Source organism: Methylocaldum sp. (assembly GCF_039794385.1).
GTDB lineage: Bacteria > Pseudomonadota > Gammaproteobacteria > Methylococcales > Methylococcaceae > Methylocaldum.
Map to the genome: position 1 here is coordinate 1 of NZ_JBDIVO010000467.1, position 2,979 is coordinate 2,979.

Genomic DNA, 2,979 nt, shown 5'->3' on the forward strand with positions numbered 1-2,979 from the left:
CACAAACCAAAGAGAAAGAGGAAGTCGCCGAGCGGTCCGGCTGGTTTTCGTTTTTCGACGCCGTTCCGATCGGAGCGGTCAAACTGGGAGCCGACGTCATGACGCCTCACTGCGGCGACTGGTACGGGGAGGGCGATGACATCCGCGCGATCAATGACGAACCCGATCCGGACGTGGTTCCGGCCGATTGGCACAGTCCGGTGCCGGTCCCTTTCCTGGTGGTGAAACAGGCTTCCTTTCTGTTCGGCGTGGCGGTACGGGAAGGCTTGCCGGATCGCGATCTCGAAGACGCGAAGTCGGCGCTGCCGCAAGTCATGGAAATATTGAAGGACGCCCTGCAATGGGCCGGCGCCGGTGCGAAGACGGCGGTGGGCTACGGACGGATGGAGCCTGACGAAGAAGCGTACGAATCGCTGAAGAAAGAGATGGACGACGCTGTCGATGCGGAACGAAAAGCGCGGGCGGCTGCGGAGGCCGAGCGGCGGGAAGCGGAGGAAGCGGCCGGGGAATCCCGAGCGATCGCTGCTTTGAGCCCCCTGGATCCGGAACTCGAGAGCAAGGTTGCCCGCGTGATCGCGACTTGGCCCGAAAAGGGGCTTCCCGCTTGGCAGAAGCTGCACCAATCCCTGTTTGCTGCGTCCCCGAGTTGGGCGGACGCCGAAAAACCGAAAGTTGCCGCAAGAGTGCGGGCGATGATGGAAACGGCAGGTACGTGGGTGCCGGACGAAAATAGCAAAAAGGGTCACAGGGCGCGGCAAATACAGGCACTGCTGGAGCAGCACGACCGGCAGACCTGATCGGCAGAATTCGCGCTGAGCCGGTCAGTCCTGTCTGGGCCATCAGTCAGACGAGAACAACGAGGAGAAAAGCAAACCATGAACCACACCATGCTTCGCGAACTATTCCGTTTCTCTTTCAGCAATCGTCGAATGTACTTCACTGCCGCGATGCTTCTTTTGGCTATCATCGTGCTCGACTTTGCATTGGGCGGCAAGCTGCTCACAGAGGAGGATTCTTTCTGGAACGGCTTTCTTGATCCGGTGGTCGGTCTGGGCACCTTGTTTACCGCCTTCGCCGTATGGTGGGGAGAAATGAGCCAGGATTGGCGCGACAATCTGCCGAAGCGGCTGACCGTGGATTTTCTATTTAACAGGCGTCGCGTGATGCGCTGCGAAAACGCCTATCTCGCCGGCGAATCGGATATCCGTGCGCTGAGTATGCAGATCGGTGCCCAGATGGTTAAAGCACAGCTGGACTTCAAGGCGGCGTTCGTGAAATCACACGGAGGCGAAATTCGGAAGTCCGAGGACGGGGGGTTCGAATTGCATTACAGGGCGACGTTCGAACTCACCAAACTGCCGGAAAAGCTGGAGAAAATGTCAACCGGGCAATATCTCTCGTGGTGTCCTCCGTTTGATGAAGTTGAAGTGAAGCTTATCGAGGAGCAAGAGGAGGACGCACCTATATCGACGGCTTCCATGGGTCGGTAGGTACGGAGTCGCTATTCATGAACCGAATCGCCCACCTCCTCGAACAACGGGGCGCGAGTCTCGATCCGGGTGAACCGTGTCCGCCCCACTGGGCGAATCTGGCGCGGATGCTCGCAAGCCGTTACCCCGTTTTCGACGGCATCCGTCCACGCCTGGGGTACACGGAACCTTTCGCCGCCGAATCGCCGCAGGAACGGCAGCTGTGCGAAACGCTGGCGCAATCGGGCTTTTTGACGAGGGAGCGGCAATCGTACTACCGCCGCTCCGATGACAGCCGGAAAGTCCGCTTTCTCACCGGCGGCTGGCTGGAGCATCTCGCGGCGCTGGCGCTGGAGGAGGCGGGAGCGGAAGCGGCCTTGCCTTCTACCGTACTGTACTGGAAGGTGGACGAGTACGACGGCAAGAACGAGGTGGATGTCATCGCCCGCCGGGGGAATCGGCTGATCTTCGTCTCCTGCAAGTGCCTGAGGGCTGCGTTCGATGATTCTCAGAACGGGGCTGCCCGGCTTCGAACCAAGCTGATGCAATACGTGCTCGAGGCGGACGACCTCGCCGACCACTTCGGCCGGCCGGGAGATGCCGTCGTACTGGTGGTCACGACCGATCTCATCGACGAGATCAACGGCGACCGCAGCCGTTATCCGGCCCTTTTCGGTAAGGCAAGGGCCTTGGACGTGGAGCTGATCAGCCTGGAACACCTTTCGTGGGGACGTCTTCTCGCCCGCATGAAGGCCCTGTTGGGAGAACGTTCGTGACGGTGTTGGGGCTGAAATCTTTCCCGGTGACGGGAATGGCGCGTGGTCCGGATTATGGCGGCATTCCGGCCTGCTGGACCTGCCGCCATTCATGGTTTTCCCGAAAAGACAACTGATCGCCTATGGCTGAAGATACACGGGAAACGGGAGCTAGAGTTAAACGCGGCAACGTCGCCAGCGATTCCCGTCATTCCGGCTCAATACGGTCGGGTTCTCCCATTCTGTCTTTATCGTCCGAGACTCCCGCGGCTCAATTCGCTGTCGGCAAATCGGCACAAGAGGGAGAGCGGACTCAAGATGACGTGACTTCCTTTGCCAGCGGCAACCGACTGCCGCTGGAAAGCCTGCTTCCATTGCGGGCGGCGGTGGTCACCCTACGGTTCACGGCGCAGGCGAATCTCGCTACGTTCCACGCCCCGGCGCTCACCGGTTTCCTGCGGACGCTGTTGCAGGAAGCCGCCGACTATGATCTTCACCTCACCGTGGATGCGCCGGAATCCGGGAGGACCGCCTACCGGGCCGGCGACCGCTACCGTTTCGCTCTCTACGGCTCCTCCGGCGGCGAGAATCTGCTGGGGCAGGCGCTGCAAAACCTTGCCAAGCTTCCCGTGAGCGCCCGGCGCAGCGACCCGGCCATGCCGTTTCGGGACAATCTCGTTTTCGAGGAAGCGCGGGACCTCTTTACCGGACGACAGGCCATTTCCGTGGACCAACTCACGCCTTATTCGGAATCC

Annotated in this window: 4 protein-coding genes; all 4 read left to right on the top strand. The window is 60.5% G+C overall.

What is annotated here, in order from left to right; translation table 11 throughout:
- Nucleotides 1-797: type III-B CRISPR module RAMP protein Cmr6 (gene cmr6 / locus ABJK70_RS22810; protein WP_347259233.1), on the top strand; the 797-nt coding region annotated here is incomplete at its 5' end.
- A 78-nt stretch (nt 798-875) separates the two neighbouring features.
- Nucleotides 876-1,490: a hypothetical protein gene (locus ABJK70_RS22815; RefSeq protein ID WP_077732698.1), complete on the top strand. Its 615-nt coding sequence runs from the start codon at nt 876-878 to the stop codon at nt 1,488-1,490.
- A 17-nt stretch (nt 1,491-1,507) separates the two neighbouring features.
- The gene (locus tag ABJK70_RS22820; RefSeq protein WP_077732697.1) at nt 1,508-2,245 is read left to right on the top strand and encodes a DUF1887 family CARF protein; all 738 of its coding nucleotides are present in this window, start codon (nt 1,508-1,510) and stop codon (nt 2,243-2,245) included.
- A gap of 122 nt (nt 2,246-2,367) precedes the next feature.
- The coding region (locus tag ABJK70_RS22825) for a hypothetical protein (protein ID WP_347259234.1) at nt 2,368-2,979 on the top strand (612 nt) is incomplete at its 3' end.